Here is a 22,600-nt window from a genome sequence, read left to right on the forward strand (position 1 = left end):
GCCATGATGGCCGCCGCGGCCAGAACCTGAAAGGCAATCATTGTCGTCCCTGCCAAAAAGCACCGCCGGTTGAAGTCCGGCCGTTGGTTGCAATGCCGCCATTGCTAGGGGGCAGTTGCTAACGAAGTGCGGACACCGGCAGGCGGCTTGCCGCGGCGGTTAAATCGCCGTTCGGGGGATCGCTAAAATCCAGCCGAATCCGTCAGGAATTGCCCCCATAAACAGGCTATCGCCTTGATTCCGTTAGCCTGCGCCGATACGGTCCGCGCGCAAATCACCCCCAATTCCAGAAGTTAAAGATTTCCGATGGATTCCCTGCCTCCGCACATGCGTCCCGAGCGATCGTTTCAGGGTCTGATCCTGACGCTGCAACGCTATTGGGCCGACCATGGCTGCGTCATCCTGCAGCCCTACGACATGGAAGTCGGTGCGGGCACGTTCCATCCGGCGACGACGCTGCGCGCGCTCGGCCCGAAGCGCTGGAACGCGGCTTACGTGCAGCCGTCGCGGCGCCCGAAGGATGGCCGTTACGGCGAGAACCCGAACCGCTTGCAGCACTACTACCAGTTTCAGGTGATCCTGAAGCCGTCGCCGCCGGACATTCAGGATCTCTACCTGAAGTCGCTGAAGGCGATCGGCGTTGATCTTGCGCTTCACGATGTCCGCTTCGTGGAGGACGACTGGGAGAGCCCGACGCTCGGTGCGTGGGGTCTCGGCTGGGAGTGCTGGTGCGACGGCATGGAGGTCTCGCAGTTCACCTACTTCCAGCAGGTCGCGGGCGTCGAGTGCGCGCCGGTGGCCGGCGAACTGACCTACGGTCTTGAGCGCCTCGCGATGTATGTGCAGGGCGTCGATAACGTCTACGATCTCAACTTCAACGGCCGCGAGGGTGACGAGAAGGTCACCTACGGCGATGTGTTCCTGCAAGCCGAGCAGGAATATTCGCGGCATAATTTCGAACACTCCGACACCGCGATGCTGTTCGAGCAGTTCAGGATGGCCGAGAGTGCGTGCCGCAAATATCTCGAAGCGGGCTGGAAGGATGGTAGGCGCGAGGCGCATCTGATGGCGCTGCCGGCCTACGACCAGTGCATCAAGGCCAGCCATGTGTTCAACCTGCTCGACGCGCGCGGCGTGATCTCTGTCACCGAGCGGCAGAGCTATATCCTGCGCGTGCGCGAACTCGCCAAGGCGTGCGGCGAAGCCTGGGTGCATACCGAAGCGGGAAGGGCGGCGTGAGAGGTGCAATGCCTATGCTCCTCTCCCCTTTGCGGGGAGGGGTCGGGGGTGGGGGTCCACAGGCATTGTCCTATGTGCTTCAATCTCGGACTATGGACGATCGCCAGCGACAGTTTGCCCATCGCATGCGGGCGCAGCCGACCGAGGCCGAGCGGGTGCTATGGCATCGGCTCCGACATGACATCGCGCTGAGTGGTTCGCATTTCCGACGTCAGGCCTTGATCGGTCCGTTCATCGCGGATTTTGTCAGCCGGCGCGCAAAACTTGTCATCGAACTGGATGGCGGTCAGCACGTGGAGAACGCGGCTGACATGCGCCGGACGCGGCAGATTGAAGAGAGAGGATATCGGGTCTTGCGTTTCTGGAATCACGACGTGTTGAGCAATATCGACGGCGTGCTCGTTGCTATCCAGAATGCGCTGACCCCCACCCCCGACCCCTCCCCGCAAGGGGGAGGGGAGTTATTTGCAAACCCAGACTCCTCCCCGCCGCAAGCGGGGGGAGGGGAGTAGAGAACAGAAAAGCCGATGCCCGATCTTCTCCTCGAACTGTTCTCCGAAGAAATTCCCGCGCGCATGCAGGCGAAGGCGGCGGATGACCTGCGCAAGATGGTCACCGACAAGCTGGTCGCCGAGGGTCTCGTCTATGAGGGCGCGAAGGCGTTCGTGACGCCGCGCCGTCTCGCGCTCACCGTGCATGGCATTCCGCAGCGCCAGCCGGATCTGAAGCAGGAGCGCAAGGGTCCGAAGATCGGCGCGCCTGACGCCGCCGTGCAGGGCTTCCTCAAGGCTGCCGGATTGAAGTCGCTCGATGAAGCGAAGATCCAGCGCGATCCGAAGGGCGATTTCTACATCGCACTGATGGAGAAAGCCGGCCGTCCCGCCATCGATGTGATCGCGGAAATCATTCCGCTGATCATCCGCACCTTCCCGTGGCCGAAGCAGATGCGCTGGGGCGAACGCTCCGCGCGTAATGGCGCGCTGACCTGGGTGCGTCCGCTGCATTCGATCGTCGCCACTTTTGGCATCGAGACGGAAGAGCCGGAGATCGTGAAGTTCGATGTCGCCGGCATCGAGGCCGGGCAGACCACCTACGGCCATCGCTTCATGGCGCCCGCCGCCATCGAGGTGCGCCGCTTCGACGATTATGTGTCGAAGCTGGAAGCCGCCAGGGTCGTACTCGATCCCGAGCGCCGCAAGAACATCATCCTCGAGGACGCCAAGGAACTGGCGTTCGCGCAGGGCTATGAACTGGTCGAGGATCAGGCGCTGCTCGACGAGGTCGCCGGACTGGTCGAATGGCCGGTGGTGCTGATGGGCTCGTTCGACGAAGAGTTTCTGTCGATCCCCGGCGAAGTGATCCGCGCCACCATCCGCAACAACCAGAAGTGTTTCGTTCTTTCTCTCCCCAACTCGGGTGAACTCCCTCCCCCCTTGCGGGGGAGGGTTGGGGAGGGGGGTGTGCAGCAATCGACGTCACCCCCACCCCTGACCCCTCCCCGCAAGGGGGAGGGGGAAAGATTAGCCAACAGGTTCATTCTCACCGCGAATGTCGAAGCCACCGACGGCGGCAAGGCGATTGTCGCGGGCAACGAGCGCGTCATCCGCGCGCGCCTGTCGGATGCGAAGTTCTTCTACGAGACCGATCTGAAAACGAAGCTGGAAGACCGGCTGCCGAAGTTCGAGCAGATCGTGTTCCACGAAAAGCTCGGCACCCAGGCCGAGCGCATCGCACGCATCGAGCGGCTTGCCGCCGAACTCGCGCCATTGGTCGGCGCCGATGTTGCGAAGACCAAGCGCGCCGCGCAGCTTGCGAAGGCCGATCTGCTGACGGAAGTGGTCGGTGAATTCCCCGAAGTGCAGGGCCTGATGGGCCGCTATTACGCGCTGGCGCAGGGCGAAGATGCCTCAGTTGCGGCGGCGATCGAGGATCACTACAAGCCGCAGGGGCCTGCGGATCGCGTGCCGACCGATCCGGTGAGCATTGCAGTGGCGCTTGCGGACAAACTCGACACGTTGGTCGGTTTCTGGGCGATTGATGAAAAGCCGACGGGAAGCAAGGACCCGTATGCGCTGCGGCGTGCGGCGCTGGGTGTGATTAGGTTGATCGTTGAGAACAAGTTGCGCCTTGCTATTGCGTCTCTGACTTCACCTCATTTCGTGCTTTTAGGAAAGCAAATCGCGGCTGTAGCAACTCATAAACGGCGCGCTGCTATACCAGACGATTCTGGTGTTGCCGTAATAGTTGGATCAGACGTTTCGATGCGTATTACGCAGCCATTTGGTGGGCGACTTGTGGATAGTCGCAGTATCGACCTTCTCTCCTTCTTCGCCGATCGTCTCAAGGTTCAGTTGCGCGATCAGGGCGCGCGGCATGATCTCGTTGACGCGGTGTTCGCCGCGGGTGAACTCCCTCCCCCCTTGCGGGGGAGGGTTGGGGAGGGGGGTGAGCCACAAGCAGGGTCTTCCTCTTTACCCCCACCCCCGACCCCTCCCCGCAAGGGGGAGGGGAGCGTAGCCGGTCAGCAGGACGATCTGTTGATGGTCGTGCGCCGCGTCGAGGCGCTCGGCAAGTTCCTCGACAGCGACGACGGCAAGAATCTGCTCGCCGGCACCAAGCGCGCGAGCAATATTTTGGCCATCGAGGAGAAGAAGGACAAGCGCACCTTCGACGGCGCGCCGGATGCATCACTGTTCAACGTCGATGAAGAAAAGAAGCTCGCTAGCGCCATCACTCAGGTGAAGACCGAGGCGAGTGCTGCCGTGGCGAAGGAAGACTTCGCCAGCGCCATGACCGCGATGGCCAAGCTGCGTCCCGCCGTCGATGCCTTCTTCGACAAGGTGAAGGTCAACGACGACGACAAGGCTGTGCGCGAAAACCGCCTCAAGCTGCTCAACGAAATCCGCGAAGCGACGCGCGCGGTGGCGGATTTCTCGAAGATTCAGGACTGACCCCCACCCCGGCGCGATGCGCCGACCCTCCCCACAAGGGGGAGGGAGAAGAAGGTCGACAACTTGGCGACAGAATATCCCTCCCCTCGATGGGGAGGGTGGCGGGCCGGAGGCCCGTCGGGTGGGGTGACCTTCAGGACAGCGTTCGCAAAAAGCCCCGCCCGGCGGGAGCCGTGGCGGGGCCGTTTCGTTCGAGCTGAACGGGCGGGGACAACCCTCGGCTCAAACGACAGAGGTCAGTCGATCACCTGCATCACGCGGCGCGTGCGCGGTTCGACCAGGATCGGCCGGTCGTTCACAACGGTGTAGCGATAGCTGGTCGCGCCGTACTGCTGCGGCACGTCGTAATAGGTCACGCCGCTCTCCGGCAGCACGGTGCCGACGCGCACCGGCGTATCGATCGCGTAGGACGGAACGCGTTCCTGAACGATGTACTGCCTGAAGCGCGGACGCTCATCCTCGGTGATGATGCCGACGCCGGGTGCGAGGCCGGTCGTCACGCCTTCCTCGACAATGATGCGCTGCTGGGCCTGAGCCGCGAGCGGCATCGCCGTGGCGGTCGCCAGCAGCGCTGCTGCGAGAAGGGGATTACGCATGGCTTTCTCCTTGATGAAAAGAGAGCCTGATCGCGCGCAAAGCGATTTCGCTCACGTCAATCACGCTCGGAAACCGGCACAGGCCGATCAACAGCGGTGACAATGGCTGTCGCTCATCATCGTTCCTGCCGGAATGTGATTTCACCGGGGCATTTTCGTGGGCGCGATGGCGGCTTGTGGCGCGGAGAAGTCTGAATTGTCATGGAACTCACCGCTTATCGTGGCCGTTGGCTGTTGCGATGCGCGAGACGAGGATAAATTCCTTTTTCCGATTCGCATTCGCCGTGTCGTTTGTCCTTTTCCTTCCATGCCGGGAGACTCCCATGTCCATCAGCGTCGCCAACATTCAGCCCATCGTTGCTCTCATCGCCGGTGTGCTGATTCTCGTCATGCCGCGGCTGCTGAATTTCATCGTGGCGATCTATCTGATCCTGATCGGGATCATCGGATTGGGCATCATTAAGTAACGGAATATTTCAGATTGTTACACAGTTGGTAACAAAACGTCGCGTTTTGTCCGATTCTGTAACAATCTGTAACCGTCCGTGACCGGGAGCGCGGATATCCGCCGGGAGTCGCTTGCGTGCCGGCGGGCAACCGTGGTGTAACGCCGCTGCCGTTTCACTCATGCAGCGTCTGGAAGCCATGGCCAAAGCCTCATCGAAGAAATCCGCCGCGAAGTCCTCTCCAAAATCAGCGTCCAAATCGAAGCCCGCCGCGAAAGCGAAGCGGGTTGCCGCGAAACCTGCGGGCAAAGCCGCGGCGAAGACATCCGCGTCTGCCGCGAAGAAAGCTGCAAAGCCGGCGGCGAAGCAGACAGCGCAGGCTGGCAAGTGGGTCTATACGTTCGGTGACGGGCGCGCCGAGGGTAAGGCCGGCATGCGCGATCTCCTCGGCGGCAAGGGCGCCAATCTCGCAGAGATGGCCAATCTCGGTTTGCCGGTGCCTCCCGGCTTCACGATTCCGACCTCGGTCTGCACGTATTTCTACGCCAACGGCAAATCCTATCCGAAGGATCTGAAGGCGCAGGTCGAGAAGGCACTGGTCACGGTCGGCAAGATCGCCGGCAAGACCTTCGGCGACGCCAGGAACCCGCTGCTGGTCTCGGTGCGTTCGGGCGGCCGCGCGTCGATGCCCGGCATGATGGACACCGTGCTCAATCTCGGCATGAACGACACCACGGTGGAAGCGCTGGCGCAGCTCTCGGGCGACCGCCGCTTCGCCTATGACAGCTATCGCCGCTTCATCACGATGTATTCGGACGTGGTGCTCGGTTTCGAGCATCATCACTTCGAGGACATCCTCGACACCTACAAGGACAGCAAGGGCTATTCGCTCGACACCGAACTGACCGCGGACGACTGGGTCGATCTGGTCGGCAGGTACAAGGACGCCGTCGCGCGCGAAACCGGCGAGGACTTCCCGCAGGACCCGCATGCGCAGCTCTGGGGCGCGATCGGCGCGGTGTTCTCGTCGTGGATGAATGCGCGCGCGGTGACTTACCGCCGCCTGCACGACATTCCGGAGTCATGGGGCACCGCCGTCAACATCCAGTCCATGGTGTTCGGCAACATGGGCGACACCTCGGCGACCGGCGTGGCGTTCACGCGCAACCCGTCCACCGGCGAGAAGCGGCTGTACGGCGAATTCCTCATCAACGCGCAGGGTGAAGACGTGGTGGCGGGCATCCGCACGCCGCAGGACATCACCGAATACGCGCGCAAGGAATCCGGCTCCGACAAGGCATCGATGGAAGTTGCGATGCCGGACGCGTTCAAGGAATTGACGCGGATCTACACGCTGCTCGAAAAGCACTACCGTGACATGCAGGACATGGAATTCACGGTGGAGCAGGGCAAGCTGTGGATGCTCCAGACCCGCAACGGCAAGCGCACCGCGAAGGCCGCGCTGCGCATCGCCGTCGATCTCGCCAGCGAAGGCCTGATCACCAGGAAGGATGCGATCACCCGGATCGATCCGGCCTCGCTCGACCAGTTGCTGCATCCGACCATCGATCCGGTCGCCAAGCGCGACGTGATCGCCACCGGCCTGCCGGCTTCGCCCGGCGCCGCCGCCGGCGAGATCGTGTTCTCGTCCGATGAGGCCGCCAAGCTTCAGGCCGATGGCCGCAAGGTCATTCTGGTTCGCGTCGAGACCTCGCCCGAAGATATTCACGGCATGCACGCCGCTGAGGGCATCCTCACCACGCGCGGCGGCATGACCTCCCACGCGGCGGTGGTCGCACGCGGCATGGGCAAGCCCTGCGTGTCAGGCTGCGGCACCGTGCGTGTCGACTACGGCCGCGGGCTGATGACCGTCGGCAACCGCACCTTCAAGGCGGGCGATGTCATCACCATCGACGGCTCGATGGGCCAGGTGCTGGCGGGCCGCATGCCGATGATCGAGCCGGAACTGTCCGGCGACTTCACCACGCTGATGGGCTGGGCCGATCAGGTCCGCAGGCTCAAGGTCCGCACCAATGCCGACACGCCGGCCGATGCGCGCACCGCGCTGAAGTTCGGCACCGAAGGCATCGGGCTGTGCCGCACCGAGCATATGTTCTTCGAGGAAACGCGCATCCGCACGGTGCGCGAGATGATCCTCGCCGAGGACGAAGGCTCGCGCCGCGCGGCGCTGGCAAAGCTGCTGCCGATGCAGCGCGCCGACTTCGTCGATCTGTTCGAGATCATGAAGGGCCTGCCGGTCACCATCCGTCTGCTCGATCCGCCGCTGCATGAATTCCTGCCGCATTCGCAGAGCGAGATCGAGGAAGTCGCCCGCGCGATGAATACCGACGCCCGCAAGATCGCGGATCGTGCGCGCGAACTCTCCGAGTTCAATCCGATGCTCGGCTTCCGCGGCTGCCGTCTCGCGATCGCCTATCCGGAAATCGCCGAGATGCAGGCGCGCGCCATTTTCGAGGCGGCGGTCGAGGCCGGCAAGCGCACCGGCAAGCCGGTCGGTCTCGAGGTGATGGTGCCGCTGATCGCCACCCGCGCCGAGTTCGACATCACCAAGGCGCGGATCGACGCCACCGCGCAGGCGGTGACGAAGGAAACCGGCGTGAAGCTCAACTATCAGACCGGCACCATGATCGAACTGCCGCGCGCATGTCTGCTCGCGGGCGAGATCGCAAAGACCGCCGAGTTCTTCTCGTTCGGCACCAACGATCTGACGCAGACCACCTACGGCATCAGCCGCGACGATGCCGCGAGCTTCCTCGGCACCTATGTCGCGCGCGGCATCCTCGATATCGATCCGTTCATCTCGGTCGATCGCGATGGTGTCGGCGAACTGGTGAAAATCGGCGTGCAGCGCGGCCGCAAGACGCGGCCCGGTCTCAAGATGGGCATCTGCGGCGAGCATGGCGGCGATCCCGCGTCGGTCGCGTTCTGCCACGAGACCGGCCTCGACTACGTGTCGTGTTCGCCGTATCGCGTGCCGATCGCGCGTCTGGCGGCCGCGCAGGCTGCGCTCGGCAAGGCCGTCGCCAGCCAGGCGTGAACTGATCGGGCGCACCGGCCCCACGTCATAATGGATGTCGTCCCCGCGAAGGCGGGGCCCCATGGACGTCCATAAGGCATATGCCGCGTCATCCTGAGGTGCGAAGCGCGCTTGGCGCGCGAGCCTCGAAGGATGCGTGTCACGCCGCCTTCCTTCGAGGCTCGCAAGTGCTCGCACCTCAGGATGACGGCGATCCATGCTCCACTTCAGTATTCAGTGGTTATGGGTCCCCGCCTTCGCGGGGACGACATCGCGGGTGAAGCACCATCGCGACATCATGTGCCCGCACGCGATATGGAACTGCGTCAAATCGCGTTCACCAGTTTTGTTGACGCGATCTTTACCACCTTGCTGGAGGCGCTGTTTACCAACGCTTTCGATGTGATGCGCCGATTTCAGGCGCGCGCTTGCGTGTGGCGCGCGGGACGCGCCGATTAACCCCACGGCAACTTTAATTCGATACCAACGAAATCGATCGAATTGCACTGAATGTGCGGTTCGGTTGCGTGTGTATAAGCGTTAGTTGCGTGAGCGTATCGATGTCTGTGTTGCGTAACGGGTCGAAGGGCGCGCGGTTCGCGCCCTTCGGCTTTGTTCTCTGTCTTCTGACAGTGAGCCCGACCGAAATCGGCTATCAGGATCTTGCGTCACTGCTGGCACGTCAGCCCGGCGTCGCTGAACGCTGGCAGGAATACATCTTCGCATCGTCGCGCCGCATGTTGCAGGTCGCCTCGTTCAATCTGCCCCGTCCGATCGGCACCAATACCCGCGAAACACTCCCATATCGTCTGGCCAGCCTCGACAGCACGGGCGTGGATTTCACCGGCTCGGTCAGCCGCGATCCGCTCGGGCCGGTGCTGCGTCCGCTGCAAAAGTCGGATTTCCCGAAAGTCGTGCGCTCGTCGAAGGGCGACCGTCTTCCGGTTTACGTTCCTGAGGCTGCCGCCCCCGCCGTCGCGCCGCAGCCGCAGCCCGGGCAGGATCAACCGAATTCCAACGCGTCCGTCAGGGGCGCGAAAACGGCCGAGGTCACGCCTGAAGCGGAGGCCGCTCCGGTGGTGAATGCATCGGCGCCGCTCGATGCCGAACTCGAAGCCGCGCTGAATGCGCCACGCCTGCCGCAATATGAGTCGTCCGTTTCGCTTCAGGACCTTCCCGCCGATCATCCGCTCAACGCGGCGCGCGCGAACACCAATCAGGACGGTGCCGCCGCCACGCCGGAATCGAACCGCGACGGTTTTTCGTTCCAGACCGCGACCCTGTTTTTCGGCAATTCCTCGCTCGGCGTGACAAGCGGATCGCTTGAGCGCTGGCAGCCCGGCGAAGAGCCGGTCATCGTGGTGCCGGGTATCGACCCCGACATGAAGATGCCTGCGGCGTTGCAGAACCAGTCTTCAGCCCCGTCCACCGGCGGCGAAAGCGTCGCAAGCAAGGGCGAAGTCACCGGCGAGAGCCAGCGGCCGCGGACGCCGGCGGAGCGGCTCGGCCTCGACGCCAGGACGCGCGCGAAATCCGAGAAGTGCCTGACCGATGCGATCTACTTCGAAGCGCGCGGCGAAGCGGTGCGCGGGCAGATCGCGGTGGCGCAGGTCGTGCTGAACCGCGCCTTCTCCGGTTACTATCCGAGCACGGTGTGCGGCGTCGTCTACCAGAATTCGCACCGCCACCTGTCCTGCCAGTTCACCTTCGCCTGCGACGGCATCCGCGATGTGGTCAAAGAGCCGGACATGTGGGAGCGCGCCAGGAAGATCGCGCGCGAAAGCCTCGACGGACGGCTGTGGCTGCCGGAAGTCGGCAAGTCGACGCACTATCACGCCTACTGGGTGCGCCCGTCATGGGTCAACGAGATGAAGAAGATGTACAAATACGGCGTACATACCTTCTATCGTCCGCGCGCCTGGGGCGACGGCAAGGACGCGCCGACCTGGGGCACGGCTGCGGAAACTGCGGCGATCTCCGCAAAGCTCGCCGAGGCGGCGAAGAGTTCGGCGGAGATCGAAGCCGGGAAGTAGCAGCCAGCAAATCGACTGTCGTGCTTCTTTTCCCTCCCCCTTGTGGGGAGGGTGGCGCATTGAGAGCGAAGCGAGCAATGCGTCGGGTGGGGGTGACCTCACAGCAGTTGCGACAGACCCCCACCCCGGCCTCCGCTTCGCCATAGCCGATGCAACGCATCGGCGTTCAAATTAGCCTATTACGGCGACCAAGGGTCGCCGATGCGACCCTCCCCACAAGGGGGAGGGATGGTGCGCCCTACGCGTCGATATCCAGCGCGACGTCGAAGTTCGGCGCCGAATGCGTCAGCGCGCCGGATGACACATAGTCTACGCCGGTTGTCGCGATCTCGCCGATCGTCGCCAGCGTCACGCCGCCGGACACTTCCAGCACCACGCGTCTATTGGTGATTGCGACCGCCTCGCGCAGGGTCGGGATGTCCATGTTGTCGAGCATCACAACGTCGGCGAGGCCCGTCGCCAGCACCTCGCGCAACTGATCGAGCGTATCGACCTCGATCTCGATCTTGACCAGATGCCCGACATGCGCCCGCGCGCGTTCCAGCACGGGCTTCACGCCGCCTGCGACCGCGATGTGGTTGTCCTTGATCAGCACGGCGTCATCGAGGCCGAAGCGATGGTTGAAGCCGCCGCCGCAGCGCACGGCGTACTTTTCCAGCGCGCGCAGTCCCGGCGTGGTCTTGCGGGTGTCGCAGACCCGCATTTTGGTGACGCCGGCATGGCGGATGTAGTCCGAGGTCAGGGTCGCAATGCCGGAGAGACGTCCGACGAAATTCAGCGCGGTGCGTTCCCCCGCGAGCACGGCGCGGGCAGGGCCGGAGATTGTCAGCACATGCACGCCCCTGGCGACGGCATTGCCGTCATGCACATGGGCCTGAATGTTGATGTCGGGCGACAGGCGCTGAAACACCGCCACCGCCAGCGGCAAGCCCGCGATCACGCCGGCCTGCCGCGCAACAAGAACCGCATGGGCATGAACCGTGGGGGGTATGGTCGCAACAGACGTGACGTCGCCGCCACGGCCAAGATCCTCGGCCAGCGCGCGCGTCACCGCATCGTCGATGGCCAGCGGCGACAGGAATGCGTCCGGATGCATCAGGGCGGCGGGATTGAGAACGTCGCTGATACTCAAGATCAGGCTCCTGTCGAAGTGCGTTTGCGAGGCGCGGCATCGGCCATCGTCGCGGCGATGTTACGCGCCTCGATCAGCGTCGTCATTGTGCGATGCCGCTGTGCCGGATCTTCCGCCGGATAATCCGAGCGGAAGTGCGCGCCGCGGCTTTCGCAGCGCGACCACGCGGAGGCGGCGACGATCAGCGCCGTGGTCGCCATGTTGCGCAGTGCGATGTTGCCAGTGGTCTGCTCGATGACTGCGAACGTCTGGATCGCATCCATCAGCCGCTCGCCGTCGCGGACCACGCCGACATGGGAACTCATCATGGCGCGCAGATTGGCCTCGCGGAGCTGCGGCATGGCACTGTTGCGCAGCGTCGTCTCGTCACGCAGCCGAACCGGTGCGGCGAATATCTTCCCATTGATGTCCTCGGCGATGCGCGCGGCATAGACCACGGCCTCCAGCAGCGAGTTTGAGGCAAGGCGGTTGGCGCCATGCGCGCCGGTGCTTGAGACTTCGCCGCCGGCCCACAGGCCTTTCAGCGAGGTGCGGCCGTGATGATCCACGGCGATGCCGCCCATGTAGTAATGCGCGGCGGGCGCAATCGGGATCGGCTGCGTCGCGGGATCAAGACCTGCCGCGATGCAGCTTGCATAGACGGTCGGAAATTTCTCCGCGAATTTTTGGCCGAGCGCGTTCGTTGCATCGAGGAACGCGCCGCGCCCGGCGGCGATTTCCGCGAACACCCCGCGCGCGACAATGTCGCGCGGCGCGAGTTCCGCAAGCGGGTTGCGCGCCAGCATGAAGCGTTCGCCCTTGCCGTTGACCAGCGTCGCGCCTTCGCCGCGCAAGGCTTCTGTCGCGAGCGGCGCAGGGTCGCGGCCGACCATGATGGCGGTCGGATGGAACTGCACGAATTCCGGGTCGGCGATGATCGCGCCGGCGCGCGCGGCGATGGCGAGACCTGATCCGCTGGCCTCGGCGGGATTCGTCGTGACCGCATAAAGATGCCCGATGCCGCCCGTCGCGAGTACGATCGCGCGTGAGGGCACCATGACCGGCGCTGCAACCGCGTCGCCGGCCTTGCGCAGTTGCAACCCGGTGACGGCGTCGCCCTCGGTCAGCAACGCTTCGGCGGTGTAACCTTCGAGTACACGGATCGAGGGCGTCTTGCGCACCGCTTCGATCAGCGCCGCGATAATGGCCTTGCCGGCGCGGTCGCCCTGGACGTGGACGATGCGCCGCGCGGAATGCGCGGCCTCGCGCCCGACAGCCAGTTTGCCTTCGAGGTCACGGTCGAACGGCACGCCGTATTGCAGGAGATCATGGATGCGCGCGCCGGCTTCGCGGGCCAGCGCAAGCGCGACGTCCTCATCGACGATGCCGCCGCCCACCGCGATGGTGTCGGCGGCATGAGCTTCGGCGCTGTCGCCGTCGGCAACCGCCGCCGCGATGCCGCCTTGCGCCCATGCGCTTGACGCGCCTTCGCCAAGCGGCGCGGCGGAGATCACCGTGACCGGGCGGGGGCTGAGTTTCAGCGCGCAGAACAGGCCCGCAAGTCCGCCACCGACGATGATGACGTCGGAGGATGCGTGAGTAGACAAAGACGCGATGTTCGATGTGCTCATGGCAGATGCCTTGCGCTGTACTCTTGTCATCCTTCGAGGCTCGGCGCGATTGCACCTCGCACCTCAGGATGACGTCCGATGTTGTTTCCGTCGTCACCCTGAGGTGCGAGCGGAGCGAGCCTCGAAGGGCGCCCTCAGTTCTTCAGATTGATCATGCGCTCCACCGAACGCCGGGCATTGCCGATGATCGCGGGATCGATGGTCACTTCCTCACGCATGTAGATCAGGCTGTCGAGAATCTTCGGCAGCGTGATGCGCTTCATGTGCGGGCACAGGTTGCATGGCTTGACGAACTCGACATTCGGTAATTCGGCCTGCACGTTGTCCGCCATCGAGCATTCGGTGACCATGACGATGCGCTTCGGCTGGTGCTTGCGGACCCAGTCGATCATGTGCGCGGTCGAGCCGGTGAAATCCGCTTCCGCGATCACATCGGGCGGGCACTCGGGGTGCGCGATGATCTGCACGCTCGGATCAGCTTCGCGATAGGTGCGCAGTTCGTCGCCGGTGAAGCGCTCATGCACCTCGCAGGCGCCTTTCCACGCGATGATCTTCACGCTGGTTTTCGAGGCCACGTATTTCGCCAGATACTGGTCCGGCAGGAAGATCACGGTGTCGGCGTTGAGGCTCTCCACCACCTGCACGGCGTTGGACGAGGTGCAGCAGATGTCGACCTCCGCCTTCACGTCGGCAGACGTGTTGACGTAAGCCACCACCGGCACGCCGGGGAAGCGCTCGCGCAGCAGGCGCACATCCGCGCCGGTGATCGATGACGCCAGCGAGCAGCCGGCGCGCGAATCCGGGATCAGCACGGTCTTGTCCGGGTTCAGGATCTTCGAGGTCTCCGCCATGAAATGCACGCCGCACTGGACGATGACCTTCTCCTTCACCTTCGTCGCCTCGCGCGCGAGTTGCAGCGAGTCGCCGCCGATGTCGGCCACGCAGTGGAAGATTTCCGGCGTCTGGTAGTTGTGAGCAAGGATCACCGCGTTGCGCTGGTTCTTGAGATCGTTGATCGCCTTGACGTAAGGCGCCATGAACGGCCACTCGATCTCGGGAATGACGTTCTTCACCTTGGCGTAGAGATGCGCGGTGGCGCGCTCGACCTCGGGCGTCCATTCCAGCGAGGGCATCGGCAATGCGTGCGCGCGCTCGGCGTCGGTGAGACGGGGACGGGTCACGCCCGCCGGCTGGCGGTGGACCGGATTCCCGAAATCGCCGGGACCGTAAATTCCTGAGATCGGCATCGCAGCCTCCTTGAATGCCTGATATACTCATTTTGAGCATATCAGGGCCTTGAGAAATCCGGCCCATGAGCATTTTCCAGCGAAGTGGTCTTCCGGTTCGCGTGAAGAAAATGCTCCCGACTAAAAATCGGACGCGAATTCTGCGCAAAACCGGTACCCACTTTTGCGGAATTCGCTCCGTGGCCGGCGTTCTAAACTCGGGTTCCTGAAAGCAACGACGGACTTGGTGGCCCAGCGTTCCCTTACTCGCCTTGCCCGTTACTTATTCTCATAACGAGCAAAACAAATATAGCAGGTCGCCCGGCACCTCGCCAGAGGCATGCCGCAAAATTCCCGCATGGCGGGAATGCGTCCGCGGGTCGCCCAGCGATGTGACGATGGCTGCGGACTTATTTTCGCTGAGGGCACGATCTTCTCCGAAAACCAGTTCCCGCTTCTCGGGGATCACGCCGGAAGGGCTTGGCAAAGTGGACCGGAGCCGCCAATCAGGAGGCCGGATTTCAACCGCACAAGAAAAGACGGAGAGAAGGTTTGGCAATGTTCAAGGCAGTTCGGATCGACAAGGCTGAAAAAGGCACCACGGCGTCGCTGACGCAGTTCGACGATGCGGACCTGATGGACGGCGATGTCACCGTAGCCGTCGAGTGGTCCACCGTGAACTACAAGGACGGTCTTGCTGTCACCGGCAAGTCGCCGGTGGTGCGCCGCTTTCCGATGATCGCCGGCGTCGATTTCGCGGGCACGGTTCTGGAGTCCTCGCATCCCGGCTGGAAGGCCGGTGACAAGGTTGTCTCGACCGGCTGGGGTCTCGGTGAAACCCATCTCGGCGCCTATGCCGAGAAGGCGCGCGTCAAGGGCGACTGGCTGGTGCGTTTACCGGACGGCATGACCACGCGCGAGGCGATGGCGATCGGCACCGCGGGTTTCACTGCGATGCTGTCGGTGCTGGCGCTTGAGAAGCACGGCCTCACGCCAACGAGCGGCCCGATGATCGTCACCGGCGCGGCTGGTGGCGTCGGATCGGTGGCGGTGTCGCTGCTCTCCAGGCTCGGCTTCCACGTCATCGCATCGACCGGCCGCGCGGCTGAAGGCGATTATCTGCGCAGCCTCGGTGCAGCCGAGATCATCGACCGCAATGAATTGTCCGCGCCGGGCAAGCCGCTTGGCAAGGAGCGCTGGGCGGGCGGCATCGACAGCGTCGGATCGGCCACCCTGGCGAATCTTTTGTCGATGACGAAGTACGGCGGCGCGGTTGCCGCGTGCGGGCTTGCGGGCGGCATGGACCTGCCGTCGTCGGTGGCACCCTTCATTTTGCGCGGGGTGTGCCTTTTGGGCATCGATTCCGTGATGTGCCCGATTGGCCCGCGCAAGGCCGCCTGGGCGCGGCTCGCCACGGATATCGACCACGCGAAACTAGCTGAAATGACTACGGAAATCAGCCTTGACCAGGTTCTCGATGTGGCCCCGAAAATTCTCGCGGGCCAGCTACGTGGCCGCACGGTGGTGAGAATTTCCTGAGGATGTTCAGACTTTACAAACCATGGTGCTCCAATGTTGCCATGGTTGGTATGGTAATCAGCGGGTTAAGGGGTAAACCGCCGGGCGCTCGGCCCGGTGGGTTTTCGTGATCCGCGGTTCAGTCAGTTGGAGTAGCTCGCATGCTCGTGCGCATCGTTCTTGGAGCCCTGCTTGCCGGTTCGGTTGCCGCGCCGGTGTTCGCTGAAACCCTGAATGCGGACGAAGCGCGCAGGTTCGTGGCCAACAAGATGTTCGCCTTCACCTGCTTCGACGGCACCAAGGGTGTCGGCAAGATCACCAATGACGGCGCGGCGGCGGGCGCGGTGCAGTTCAGCGGCGCGGGCGAGACGCGCCATATGCGGCTGCCGTCCAATACGCTTCAGGTGCGCGGCCAGCAGATCTGCGCGTCGATCAAGGGCATTCCGTTCGAGCCGTGCTTCAACCTGAACAAGACCGACAATGTCAGCTTCCGCGGCTCGGTGTCGGGCATGGGCTTTGCCTATTGCGATTTCCGCCGTCACGGCAATGCGCGCGTGTTCCTGGCGCGTTCGATTTCGCGTCCGCGCTCGCTGCGCGCGCCGGGCGTGACCCAGTCGGCGGACGCGACCCCGCGCGCCGAAGTGCGTCCGGCTTCGGTTCGTGCCGAACCGGCGCTTGAGCTGCGCCGCTCCGCCAGCGAGTAAGCGATGCCGCTGCGGCAGGCCGCAGCGCGCAGGCTCAAATATTCGGCGTGAACAGCACCTTGCCGCCGCTTTCGCCGGCCTTGGCGATGGCTTGCTTCACGTCTTCCAAGCCGAATGTCGCTGCGACAGGCGTAGAGATTTCTCCGCTCGCGACCAGCGGCGCAAGATAGTCGAACATCGTCGTAAACTGCTCGGCTGTCGCTTTCTGGTACCAGAAATAGAGCCAGAAGCCGCGCACGGTCTGCTGCTTGAAAATCAGGTTGCCGGGATGAACCGCCATCGGCTTGCGGCTGGTCCCTCCGTAGGACACCAGCGTTCCTGCATCTGACAGACAGCCCATCATGTTCATGGGCGACGCGTCGGCAATTCCGTCCAGCGCCAGATGGATCGGGGCCTTGCCGGTTTCCGCCGCGACGCGTTTGGCAAGATCGCTGCCGTCCAGAAGAACAACATCGCCGCCGATGGCTTTCAGCTCGGCGATCACGTCTTCACGGCGCACGACATTGATGGTTTTGAGGCCAAGGACCTTTGCAATCGCGATGACGGCGCGGCCAACACCGGAATTGGCGCCGTTCTGAATCACCCACGACCCACGCGGCAGCTTCACGATGTCCGTCAGCAGCAGATAGGCGGTCGGCGGATTGACGCTCATCATCGCAAACTGCTTGATGTCGCCGGACGGCAGCGGGCGCAGCCAGGGTGCGTCGGTCTTGATCCGCTGTGCCCATGAGGGATGAAGGAACGGCACCAGCGTGCGATCGCCTTCCTTCAAATGCTTCACGGCGCTGCCGACGGCGACCACACGTCCGGCCCCTTCAGTACCGGCAATGAGAGGCAATTCGGGCCGATAGCCGTAGCCGCCCGAGATCATGAGAAGGTCATATTGATTGACCGGGGATGCCTCGACCTCGATGACGACTTCATTGGCCGCCGGTGCTGAGACGTCGGGGAGTTCCACGCATTTCGCCACGTCGGAAGGCTTGCCGTAACTGGCAATCTGAATCGCTTTCATCGAGAACTATCCTAGCTGGGGTTCATTATGTACTTTAAAGTACATAATGAGATACCCGAGTCAATCGAGCGAGGATATGGCGGTGCGTATGGCAGCTCTGACATTGGCTGCGCTCGGCGCCTGCCGCGCCATCACCATCAGCCCGTTGTAAAGCGTGATGATGAAGTAGGCCGCGGCTTTGGGGTTGAAATCCTTGGAGAATTGATCCCGGTCGGTTTCGAGCCGGCGGCGGATCAGGTCCTCGAGCCGGGCATTGTAGCGTTCGACGCTGGCAAGCAGATCGGCCTGATCGGCGGGAAACTCGGTGGCATTGTTGATGGAGAGGCAGCCGCGCGTGCCCTTGCTGCCCGAGCAATAGGGCACAAAGCTTTCCAGCCAGTCAGAGATCGCGTCGCGGGCGGACGAGTTTCGGGCGAGCAACTTCCCGGTACGTGCGATGATCCCGTCGTGATAGCGGTCGAGAACTTTCAGGAACAGTGCGTTCTTGTCCCCGAAGGCAGCGTAGAGGCTCGGTTTGGCGAGGCCGCTTTCAGCCGTGATGTCGTCGAGCGACGTGCCGCGGAATCCTTTGCGCCAGAAAACGTCGAGCGCAATATTCAGAACGTCATCGGGATCGAACGTGCGGGGCCTCGCCATGGCGTCTATCTAGGACCTCGCACGTCAATCGCAAAGCAAATCGTTCACGCGCCAGCGGCGGGCTCCTGCGCAGGCGGCCGCGTCTGCTTGAACAGGATGCGCTGGTACAGCCATCCGATCGCGACCAGCACGAGGCCCAGACCGATGAACGAGAACGCCCGCCAGGCTCCGGTCAGGTTCGACATGTCGATCAGGAACACTTTGAGAATGGTGATGGCGATCATCACGGCGGAGGCCAGCCGCGCGCGCTGCGACGGCAGCAGCAGGCCGATCCCCAGCAGCAGCACGCCGAACACCAGCCACGCCACTGAGTAGGTGTACTGCTCGGCGTCGTAGGCGCTGAGTCTGTTCAGGAACGGCCCGTGATAGAGGCGGCGGATCTCCAGCGTGATGTAAGCCAGCGCGAGGATGAGCGCACCAGCGGCGATGGTGTTGGCATAGGCCGCGGCACGGCGTCCCGCCACGGCATAGGACAACAGCAGGGCGAGGATCGCCGGGATTGCATAGCCGAGGATCAGCGGGTTGATGAATGGTCCCGCGATCTCGATGCTCCAGATCAACGGGTTCGCGATGAAGAACAGGCCGAACAGAACCGCGAGTCCTGCGAACCATGTCAGCAGCAGCGCCCCGACATTGTGGATGACGCTGCCTGTCCGGATGCGAAGCCGCTCCAGTCCGATCGCCATGGCCAGCGCAACGCAGACTTGCAGGCCGATCTCGATCAGGCTCGATGATGTGCGATAGATATCGCCATTGTTGATGTAATGACGAATCTCGGTGAAGGCGAGCAGCACAGTGAACAGGATTGCCGCGGCCTCGATACTGCGCAGCGGAGCATCGTCGCCGCGCCGGCGCAGGAAGATGCTGCCGAGCCAGAACGAGGCCGCCGGAATGCCGTAGCCGAGCAGCAGCCAGTTGAAGATCGGCGTGGTGCCGAGATCGTTGCCCACGATGCGCGGCTCGTGGCCGATACGCAGCACCACAATGCCGGCGAGGATCGCGGCAAGCGAGCGCAGGAACGGGATCGGCCGCTTCATGGATATCCACGCCGTGCCGAGCGACATCAGCGCCAGCGCGATGGTGAGCCAGCCTTTCTCCAGCGCGAACGTGAACGCCAACGCCAGCGCGGCGAGGGTGCCGGTGGCGAACAAGGCGGTTGCGATCATCTGGCCGGGACGCGCCTCGCGCTTGGTCAGGAGTTCGGTTGCCGCAGCGAATGCACCCGCGACGGCAATGGCGATGATCGCAAACGGGATCGAGCGGTCGAGATGCGCGATACGCGCGTAGAGCGCGACCAGCAGCGCCAGCGGCGTGAACACGCCGGCCGCCGCCCAGATCACCGGAAGGATGGCGCTGATGGAACGGCCCTGAGCGAGGAAACCCGCCGCGCCGAACGCTGCGCCGAAACCTGCCGCCGTGACGAGATGCATGCTGATCGAACCGTCATCGGCGCGCGGGCCGACGCCGGGCAGGGGACCGCCAGGCACCACGGCGAGATCGGGATTGGCGCGAATGGCCCATTCCGCAAACACCGCGAACACCAGCACAGCGGCTGCGCCGATTGCGCCGACAGCGCTTTCCGCGCGCCATGCAATCGCGAAAGTCGCGGCGACCAGCAGCGCGAACACGATCATCGCGGCATCGGCGTGATTGTTGCACAGTACAAGTGCTGTCGCGCCGAACAGGAACACCGAGAGGGAGATCGTTGACACCGATTCGACACGGCCTTGCTCCGCCGAAGGCCCGAACATGAACCCGGCCACCACCAGGATTGCGGCGAGAACAAAGCCGGCGATGATGTCGAACGCATGCGGGCCGAGCGTATCGGGACGCGCGATATCGAACAGCATCCAGACCGCGCCGAACACGATCGTGGTGCCGGCAAGCAAGCGCCACAGGCGAATGCGCGCCAGGCCGAAGGCGGCTGCGGTCACGATGGCGATGTAGATATAGAGCGCCCAGTAGTCGGGCTTGTCCGACGCCACCAGCACCGGCGTCACGAACGCACCGATGACGCCGAGACCCGCGAGTGCCGGACCGTGCAGCAAAGCGGCGGCAAGCGTGCCCAGCGCGACCGCCCCGAGCAGGACGAAGGCGACGGGCGGCGACAGAAAACCATAGAGCGCATAGGACGCGTACACGGTCGCGAAGGCGACTGCCGTTCCGGCAGCGGTGAGGATGGCCGGGATGTTGGCGATCGGCAGCGGCGCGATCGAGGACAGGCTTTCCTTGCGCCGCGCGTATTCACCGGTGGCGAGCAGCGCCAGCGCGAACAGGCCGCCGAGCAGCACGCGCGTGCCGGGGCCGAGCAGGCCTGCTTCGATAGAGTACTTAACGAGAAACACGCCGCCGAGCGCGAGAGTCAGTCCGCCGACCCAGACCACCCAGCGGGTGCCGAGACGTTCTTCGAAACCGGGACCGGCCTCGGCGGGTGTCTCAGGCGCCGCATCGTCAACCGGCCCTTGATACGGCGCACCTCCTGCCGGCAGCGGCGGCGGTGTGGACGGCGCTCGTTCGGTGATGTCCGTCTCGGACGTCGTTGTGTCAGGCACGATCGGCGGCGCGATGGGGGCATCTGCCGGCATTGTCACGGGGCGGGCGCCGCCTGCGAGCGAGGCTTCAAGCTGCGTCAGCCGCGCGTTGACTTCGTGCGAACGGATATTGGCCTTGCGCGCCCAGATGACAGCGATGAGTGCAAGGACCAGCGCAATAAATTCCATCGTTCCTCCTTGCGTGATCCGCCTCAGCGAGGGCTTTCGGATCACGCGAAAAATTCAAAGCAGCCCCGAACAACCGGGCCTTAAACTCAGCGTCGTCCCCGTACCCGCAATCCGGGCGCGGGCCGTTCCTGCAACACCTCGCGGCGGAAGCGAAACAGCGCCGCGGGCCGTCCGCCGGTCTGGGTCGACATCTCGCCGGTCGGTTCGACCAGTGCGCCGGCCTCCACCAGCCGGCGGAAATTCTGCTTGTGCAAATGACGCCCCGAGATCGCCTCAACGGTACGCTGCAAGTCCGTTAGTGTGAACTCCGGCGGCAGAAGTTCAAACACCACCGGGCGATATTTCAGCTTGGCGCGCAGCCGCGCGATGGCGGTGGCGAGAATCCGGCGGTGGTCGAACCGCATCGGCGATCCGAGCGCGGGCAGGGTCTTGCGCGCCAGCGCGGCGGGGCGTCCGTCGCGGCGGGATTCCTCGATCAGCCCGGCCTCATAGAGCAGTTCATAGCGGTCGAGCACGCGCTCTTCGTCCCACTGCGCACCATGGGTGCCGAAATAGAGCCGCACACGGTCGCCGCGCGCCAGCGCGCGCGCGGCGTCCGGTTTCTCGGACTGCGCCGCCCACTCTTCCAGCGCGGGGAGAATCTCTCTCTCGATCATCGCCGGGCGCTCGTCGCGCCAGTCTTCCCACGGAAAGTAGCGGTACCACGGCTTGAAAGTCGCGCCCGCGACCTGCGGCTTCGAGGTGTTGTCCGCCGCGCGCGTCAGCGCAAGATAGCCGACCGAGGCGACATGGGCGTCGGTGTCGCCGCGCTGGGCATGGCGGCCGCGGTCGCCGAACGTGTAGAGCTGCTCGACATAGCCGAGCCGCAGGCCGGTTTGCTCCTCCACCCATGAGCGCAGGCCGATATCCAGCGTGCGGTGAGCGACCGCGTCGAACGGACCGAACGGCAGGCCTTCAAGCTCGTTGCCGTCGCCGCCGGAGGCGGTCAGGATCGACGGCTCGTTGCCATCGATCGACACGATGGCTGCCGTCAGCCCGATCTCGATCGGTGTGAGGACTTTATCGGTCATCGCGGCTGAGAATAATGAGGTCGTCATTCTGAGGTGCGAGCCGCGTTGGCGGCGAGCCTCGAAGGATGCGGACGCAAGCGTGATGCCGTCGCCCTTCGAGGCCTTCGCTGCGCTGCGGCTCCTCAGGGTGACGGCAAGGAGATACGTTTCTCATTCGAGGTCGACCCGGAACGGTCGGCCCTCGATGGTCATGTTGCCCGGACCCATCGCGTCGAGTGCGTGGACCATGCGTCCGTCGCGGCCGAGTACTTCGTCCGCCAGTGTGACGATGAGGCGGTTGGGATAGGCGCTCGGCGATGCGGCGCGGATCTGCCGGGCGATGGAGGTTTCATCCCGATGCGGATTGAGCGCGCACGCCGCCATGAATGCGCTCGCGGTGGAGCGGCTGATTCCGGCGTAGCAATGGATCACCATGGGTGTGGTGCGATCCCATTTGCGGATGAAGGCCAGCGCCCGTTCGACATGTTCATGCGACGGCGCGACGAATCCCTGCGCCGGCTCGTTGATGTCGTCCATCTGGATGCGCAGGTGATTGGCTTCCAGCACCGACGCCGGCCGCACCACCTGAGCGACATTCGCCATCACGGTGAGGATGTGTTGCGCGCCGGTGGCTTCGACGGTGGCGGGGAGGGCGGCGAGCGAGCAGACGTGAATCATGGCGGTCCTTATG

The 22,600-nt window shown here is 63.9% G+C and carries 18 protein-coding genes; 9 read left to right on the forward strand and 9 right to left on the reverse strand.

All coding sequences use genetic code 11. The features are described 5' to 3' along the window. Nucleotides 1-306: 306 nt before the first annotated feature. From AC1Q6J_RS04305 to glyS, 3 genes are all read left to right on the forward strand, one after another. Nucleotides 307-1,239 (forward strand): glycine--tRNA ligase subunit alpha, encoded by a 933-nt coding sequence (locus AC1Q6J_RS04305; RefSeq protein WP_492278093.1) that lies wholly within the window; start codon nt 307-309, stop codon nt 1,237-1,239. 92 nt (nt 1,240-1,331) lie between these two features. Continuing rightward, nucleotides 1,332-1,751 (forward strand): endonuclease domain-containing protein, encoded by a 420-nt coding sequence (locus AC1Q6J_RS04310; RefSeq protein ID WP_492278094.1) that lies wholly within the window; start codon nt 1,332-1,334, stop codon nt 1,749-1,751. A 15-nt stretch (nt 1,752-1,766) separates the two neighbouring features. Further along, nucleotides 1,767-4,190 (forward strand): glycine--tRNA ligase subunit beta, encoded by a 2,424-nt coding sequence (gene glyS / locus AC1Q6J_RS04315; RefSeq protein ID WP_492278095.1) that lies wholly within the window; start codon nt 1,767-1,769, stop codon nt 4,188-4,190. Nucleotides 4,191-4,426: 236 nt separating this feature from the next. Here glyS and AC1Q6J_RS04320 read toward each other — a convergent pair whose 3' ends face one another. Then, the gene (locus AC1Q6J_RS04320) at nt 4,427-4,786 is read right to left on the reverse strand and encodes a DUF1236 domain-containing protein (protein WP_492278096.1); all 360 of its coding nucleotides are present in this window, start codon (nt 4,784-4,786) and stop codon (nt 4,427-4,429) included. Nucleotides 4,787-5,109: 323 nt separating this feature from the next. On the opposite strand from AC1Q6J_RS04320, the gene AC1Q6J_RS04325 reads away from it, so the two are divergent. From AC1Q6J_RS04325 to AC1Q6J_RS04340, 4 genes are all read left to right on the forward strand, one after another. Then, the gene (locus AC1Q6J_RS04325) at nt 5,110-5,253 is read left to right on the forward strand and encodes a DUF3096 domain-containing protein (RefSeq protein ID WP_083992656.1); all 144 of its coding nucleotides are present in this window, start codon (nt 5,110-5,112) and stop codon (nt 5,251-5,253) included. A gap of 160 nt (nt 5,254-5,413) precedes the next feature. Then, nucleotides 5,414-8,290: a pyruvate, phosphate dikinase gene (gene ppdK / locus AC1Q6J_RS04330; RefSeq protein WP_492278097.1), complete on the forward strand. Its 2,877-nt coding sequence runs from the start codon at nt 5,414-5,416 to the stop codon at nt 8,288-8,290. A 132-nt stretch (nt 8,291-8,422) separates the two neighbouring features. Then, nucleotides 8,423-8,728 (forward strand): hypothetical protein, encoded by a 306-nt coding sequence (locus AC1Q6J_RS04335; RefSeq protein WP_492278098.1) that lies wholly within the window; start codon nt 8,423-8,425, stop codon nt 8,726-8,728. A gap of 101 nt (nt 8,729-8,829) precedes the next feature. Further along, nucleotides 8,830-10,302 carry a cell wall hydrolase gene (locus tag AC1Q6J_RS04340; protein ID WP_492278099.1) on the forward strand — a complete coding sequence of 491 codons (1,473 nt, stop codon included), beginning with the start codon at nt 8,830-8,832 and terminating at the stop codon, nt 10,300-10,302. A gap of 238 nt (nt 10,303-10,540) precedes the next feature. On the opposite strand, the gene nadC is transcribed toward AC1Q6J_RS04340, so the two are convergent. From nadC to nadA, 3 genes are all read right to left on the reverse strand, one after another. Further along, nucleotides 10,541-11,398, reverse strand: a complete 858-nt coding sequence (gene nadC, locus AC1Q6J_RS04345) for a carboxylating nicotinate-nucleotide diphosphorylase (protein WP_492278162.1) — start codon at nt 11,396-11,398, stop codon at nt 10,541-10,543. Between the two features lie 38 nt (nt 11,399-11,436). Beyond that, nucleotides 11,437-13,044 (reverse strand): L-aspartate oxidase, encoded by a 1,608-nt coding sequence (locus AC1Q6J_RS04350; RefSeq protein WP_492278100.1) that lies wholly within the window; start codon nt 13,042-13,044, stop codon nt 11,437-11,439. A gap of 134 nt (nt 13,045-13,178) precedes the next feature. After that, nucleotides 13,179-14,291, reverse strand: coding sequence for a quinolinate synthase NadA (gene nadA, locus AC1Q6J_RS04355; RefSeq protein ID WP_492278101.1), 1,113 nt, complete (start codon nt 14,289-14,291; stop codon nt 13,179-13,181). Between the two features lie 531 nt (nt 14,292-14,822). Between nadA and acuI the strand changes: the two genes are divergently transcribed. Both acuI and AC1Q6J_RS04365 read left to right on the forward strand, forming a co-directional pair. Next, nucleotides 14,823-15,809: an acrylyl-CoA reductase (NADPH) gene (gene acuI / locus AC1Q6J_RS04360; RefSeq protein ID WP_492278102.1), complete on the forward strand. Its 987-nt coding sequence runs from the start codon at nt 14,823-14,825 to the stop codon at nt 15,807-15,809. Between the two features lie 140 nt (nt 15,810-15,949). Beyond that, entirely contained in the window at nt 15,950-16,492 is a 543-nt protein-coding gene (locus AC1Q6J_RS04365; protein WP_492278103.1) for a hypothetical protein, read from the forward strand. A gap of 34 nt (nt 16,493-16,526) precedes the next feature. On the opposite strand, the gene AC1Q6J_RS04370 is transcribed toward AC1Q6J_RS04365, so the two are convergent. The 5 genes from AC1Q6J_RS04370 to AC1Q6J_RS04390 all read right to left on the reverse strand — a co-directional run bounded on the left by AC1Q6J_RS04370 (nt 16,527) and on the right by AC1Q6J_RS04390 (nt 22,587). Next, nucleotides 16,527-17,504, reverse strand: coding sequence for a zinc-dependent alcohol dehydrogenase family protein (locus tag AC1Q6J_RS04370; protein ID WP_492278104.1), 978 nt, complete (start codon nt 17,502-17,504; stop codon nt 16,527-16,529). A gap of 60 nt (nt 17,505-17,564) precedes the next feature. Continuing rightward, on the reverse strand, nt 17,565-18,140 hold the full coding sequence (locus AC1Q6J_RS04375; RefSeq protein WP_492278105.1) for a TetR/AcrR family transcriptional regulator: 576 nt from the start codon (nt 18,138-18,140) through the stop codon (nt 17,565-17,567). Nucleotides 18,141-18,184: 44 nt separating this feature from the next. After that, complete coding sequence (locus AC1Q6J_RS04380; RefSeq protein ID WP_492278106.1) at nt 18,185-20,860, reverse strand: DUF2339 domain-containing protein; 2,676 nt, start codon at nt 20,858-20,860, stop codon at nt 18,185-18,187. 86 nt (nt 20,861-20,946) lie between these two features. Then, the gene (locus AC1Q6J_RS04385) at nt 20,947-21,930 is read right to left on the reverse strand and encodes an NUDIX hydrolase (RefSeq protein ID WP_492278107.1); all 984 of its coding nucleotides are present in this window, start codon (nt 21,928-21,930) and stop codon (nt 20,947-20,949) included. 150 nt (nt 21,931-22,080) lie between these two features. Beyond that, complete coding sequence (locus AC1Q6J_RS04390; protein WP_492278108.1) at nt 22,081-22,587, reverse strand: tyrosine phosphatase family protein; 507 nt, start codon at nt 22,585-22,587, stop codon at nt 22,081-22,083. Between the last annotated feature and the right edge of the window lie 13 nt (nt 22,588-22,600).

The organism is Afipia sp. MLSD5-FHT05B12 (genome assembly GCF_058793355.1).

What these genes read in the sequence shown, in the direction of transcription:
- AC1Q6J_RS04305 (WP_492278093.1), top strand. Translation starts at nt 307, where the DNA reads ATGGATTCCCTGCCTCCGCACATGCGTCCCGAGCGATCGTTTCAGGGT.
- AC1Q6J_RS04310 (WP_492278094.1), top strand. Translation starts at nt 1,332, where the DNA reads ATGGACGATCGCCAGCGACAGTTTGCCCATCGCATGCGGGCGCAGCCG.
- glyS (WP_492278095.1), top strand. Translation starts at nt 1,767, where the DNA reads ATGCCCGATCTTCTCCTCGAACTGTTCTCCGAAGAAATTCCCGCGCGC.
- AC1Q6J_RS04320 (WP_492278096.1), bottom strand. Translation starts at nt 4,786, where the DNA reads ATGCGTAATCCCCTTCTCGCAGCAGCGCTGCTGGCGACCGCCACGGCG.
- AC1Q6J_RS04325 (WP_083992656.1), top strand. Translation starts at nt 5,110, where the DNA reads ATGTCCATCAGCGTCGCCAACATTCAGCCCATCGTTGCTCTCATCGCC.
- ppdK (WP_492278097.1), top strand. Translation starts at nt 5,414, where the DNA reads ATGCAGCGTCTGGAAGCCATGGCCAAAGCCTCATCGAAGAAATCCGCC.
- AC1Q6J_RS04335 (WP_492278098.1), top strand. Translation starts at nt 8,423, where the DNA reads ATGCGTGTCACGCCGCCTTCCTTCGAGGCTCGCAAGTGCTCGCACCTC.
- AC1Q6J_RS04340 (WP_492278099.1), top strand. Translation starts at nt 8,830, where the DNA reads ATGTCTGTGTTGCGTAACGGGTCGAAGGGCGCGCGGTTCGCGCCCTTC.
- nadC (WP_492278162.1), bottom strand. Translation starts at nt 11,398, where the DNA reads ATGCATCCGGACGCATTCCTGTCGCCGCTGGCCATCGACGATGCGGTG.
- AC1Q6J_RS04350 (WP_492278100.1), bottom strand. Translation starts at nt 13,044, where the DNA reads ATGAGCACATCGAACATCGCGTCTTTGTCTACTCACGCATCCTCCGAC.
- nadA (WP_492278101.1), bottom strand. Translation starts at nt 14,291, where the DNA reads ATGCCGATCTCAGGAATTTACGGTCCCGGCGATTTCGGGAATCCGGTC.
- AC1Q6J_RS04365 (WP_492278103.1), top strand. Translation starts at nt 15,950, where the DNA reads ATGCTCGTGCGCATCGTTCTTGGAGCCCTGCTTGCCGGTTCGGTTGCC.
- AC1Q6J_RS04370 (WP_492278104.1), bottom strand. Translation starts at nt 17,504, where the DNA reads ATGAAAGCGATTCAGATTGCCAGTTACGGCAAGCCTTCCGACGTGGCG.
- AC1Q6J_RS04375 (WP_492278105.1), bottom strand. Translation starts at nt 18,140, where the DNA reads ATGGCGAGGCCCCGCACGTTCGATCCCGATGACGTTCTGAATATTGCG.
- AC1Q6J_RS04380 (WP_492278106.1), bottom strand. Translation starts at nt 20,860, where the DNA reads ATGGAATTTATTGCGCTGGTCCTTGCACTCATCGCTGTCATCTGGGCG.
- AC1Q6J_RS04385 (WP_492278107.1), bottom strand. Translation starts at nt 21,930, where the DNA reads ATGACCGATAAAGTCCTCACACCGATCGAGATCGGGCTGACGGCAGCC.
- AC1Q6J_RS04390 (WP_492278108.1), bottom strand. Translation starts at nt 22,587, where the DNA reads ATGATTCACGTCTGCTCGCTCGCCGCCCTCCCCGCCACCGTCGAAGCC.